The sequence below is a fragment of the Pseudoalteromonas sp. 5Ae-yellow genome (assembly GCF_014077565.1).
Taxonomy (GTDB): domain Bacteria; phylum Pseudomonadota; class Gammaproteobacteria; order Enterobacterales; family Alteromonadaceae; genus Pseudoalteromonas.
In genome coordinates this window covers 1-2,017 of record NZ_JACGWD010000137.1, presented here as the reverse complement: position 1 = coordinate 2,017, position 2,017 = coordinate 1, and the positions used below count along the sequence as shown (strand labels likewise).

3 protein-coding genes are annotated in these 2,017 nt (G+C 36.5%); 1 reads left to right on the top strand and 2 read right to left on the bottom strand.

Translation table 11 applies throughout. From position 1 onward, the window contains the following. Positions 1 to 157 precede the first annotated feature (157 nt). On the bottom strand, positions 158 to 352 hold the full coding sequence (locus H4J63_RS19650; RefSeq protein WP_024593951.1) for a CPXCG motif-containing cysteine-rich protein: 195 nt from the start codon (positions 350 to 352) through the stop codon (positions 158 to 160). 287 nt (positions 353 to 639) lie between these two features. On the opposite strand from H4J63_RS19650, the gene msrA reads away from it, so the two are divergent. Next, on the top strand, positions 640 to 1,239 hold the full coding sequence (gene msrA, locus H4J63_RS19645) for a peptide-methionine (S)-S-oxide reductase MsrA (protein WP_182198092.1): 600 nt from the start codon (positions 640 to 642) through the stop codon (positions 1,237 to 1,239). Between the two features lie 74 nt (positions 1,240 to 1,313). On the opposite strand, the gene H4J63_RS19640 is transcribed toward msrA, so the two are convergent. Beyond that, on the bottom strand, positions 1,314 to 1,667 hold the full coding sequence (locus H4J63_RS19640) for a TM2 domain-containing protein (protein WP_182198090.1): 354 nt from the start codon (positions 1,665 to 1,667) through the stop codon (positions 1,314 to 1,316). Positions 1,668 to 2,017 lie beyond the last annotated feature (350 nt).

Sequence of the window (2,017 nt, the reverse complement as noted above, 5' to 3'; positions counted from 1 at the left end):
AACCCTTTGGGCAGCGCCTGTTTGGCATTAATGCTACGTTATCGCCTATTTATGGGGAATAACCACACTGTATAGGCTCTGCCTTGCCTAAATACCAAACAGACTGCTGCAAATTTAACCTTGAAAGATCAACAGACCCTAGTATTTAATTAACTAGTTAAAACGCTTCGTCTTCACTGTAAACATTAACGTTTAACTCGTCCTCATCTTCAAATACTACAAACGAAATAGGCTTACAGCATACTTGGCAGTCTTCTATGTATTGCTCATCAATATCTGCTGCATCAAGTAATACTTCTATACTTTCTCCACAATAAGGGCAGCTTATTGATTTTTCAGTTAACTGGTTCATTTATCACCTGCTAATTTATATTTCGAATGTTGTAACTTTAATGAACAAGCCAGCATAATTCAACACCCCATTAAATAACGCTTATTTGGCTAAACTAATTAAACAATGCTGCTAACTAAAAAGTGATCTAAATACCTGCTTTACGTTTATAAAACACCATAAGCACATTAGTTTGCACCATATATAAGTTAGCCAGCTAAAACTATGCCTCTACAATGAAATAGTATTAGCACTTAGCGGGTCTAACTTCATAAGTATTTAAACTCACACTTCAGGTGGATAATTTTATGAAAAAATCACTCGCACTCGCATTAACATCTGCCGCAATATTGTTTAGCACATTTACTCATGCAGCTAAAACCGAAAAAGCCGTTTTAGCTGGAGGTTGTTTTTGGTGTATGGAAAGTGACTTTGAAAAGCTAGAAGGCGTAACCGATGTAATATCGGGCTTTACTGGCGGTAAACTTAAAAACCCGACATACAATGGTAATCATAAAGGCCATTACGAGGCCGTAGAAATCACATACGATCCGGCCATAGTAAGCTATCAGGGCATACTTGATCATTACTGGGTAAATATCGATCCCTTTGATGCCAAAGGCCAATTTTGTGATAAAGGCCCTAGTTACTTAAGCGCTATATTTGTACAAAACGACGAACAACGTAAATTAGCCGAAAAAACAAAAGCAGCAGTAGTTGCCGAGTTCCCTAATCAAACTGTGGTTACACCTATACTAAACGCAAGCACCTTTTACCCTATAAAAGGGAGGGAAAGCTTTCATCAAGATTATTATAAAAAAAGTCCAATTCGATACAATACTTATCGTTGGCGCTGCGGTCGCGACAGCCGCCTAGAAGATATTTGGGGCGACAGAGCAACTCACTAACATACACACCTAAAAAGGCTGCTTAAATAAAGCAGCCTTTTTAATTTAACTGATACGCAGTTATTTTTTCTTATTTAATCTTGGCCATATTTTTGGTTAAATGCTTCATCAGACATCGTTAAATAAATTATAAACTCAACAAATGCGACTAATGCCGGTATAAACGTCCAGAAAAATATAAGGTATAAAAACCCTAAACCAATTTGACCTAAATAAAACTTGTGAACCCCAAAGGCACCTAAAAAGAAAGCTAACAACGCAGCCGCTATTTTACTTTTACCGTTTGGAGCTGTAGCCGAAAGAGAATTAGGTGCCGCTATTTGCCTAACACCACACTTAGGGCATATTTCAGCTCTTACTTTAATTGTACTACCACAATCAGAACAAAACTTCTCATCTGGACTTTTCGAAATTGGTGTATCACTCATTAATAACTCTCCATTGTTTTATAATTATGACTTACCCATGTAACCATAAAGTTATAATTGCTATTTGCTTGTTGCTTGTTGCTTGTTGCTATCACTTCAAAATTTAGCATACAAATGTAATCAACTTCAATACCTCTTTAAAATCATAAGGATATTTTTAACAATAACTGTATTACCCGTTCGCTTTAAGGCGGCTAAAGTACGACCTTAATCACATAGCTGTAGATACCATCTCTCATTTTAAGCTTCAAGGTCGTATTTAACTTTCTTGGAGCTTAAACGCTTCTTGGTTTTTTATTACACCAAAACATATATGAATGAGCTTTCGCATATTTGCACACACAGCTTGC

Bases quoted from the DNA above. Each gene is read 5' to 3' on its own strand.
- H4J63_RS19640 (WP_182198090.1), bottom strand. From the start codon at position 1,667: ATGAGTGATACACCAATTTCGAAAAGTCCAGATGAGAAGTTTTGTTCT.
- H4J63_RS19650 (WP_024593951.1), bottom strand. From the start codon at position 352: ATGAACCAGTTAACTGAAAAATCAATAAGCTGCCCTTATTGTGGAGAA.
- msrA (WP_182198092.1), top strand. From the start codon at position 640: ATGAAAAAATCACTCGCACTCGCATTAACATCTGCCGCAATATTGTTT.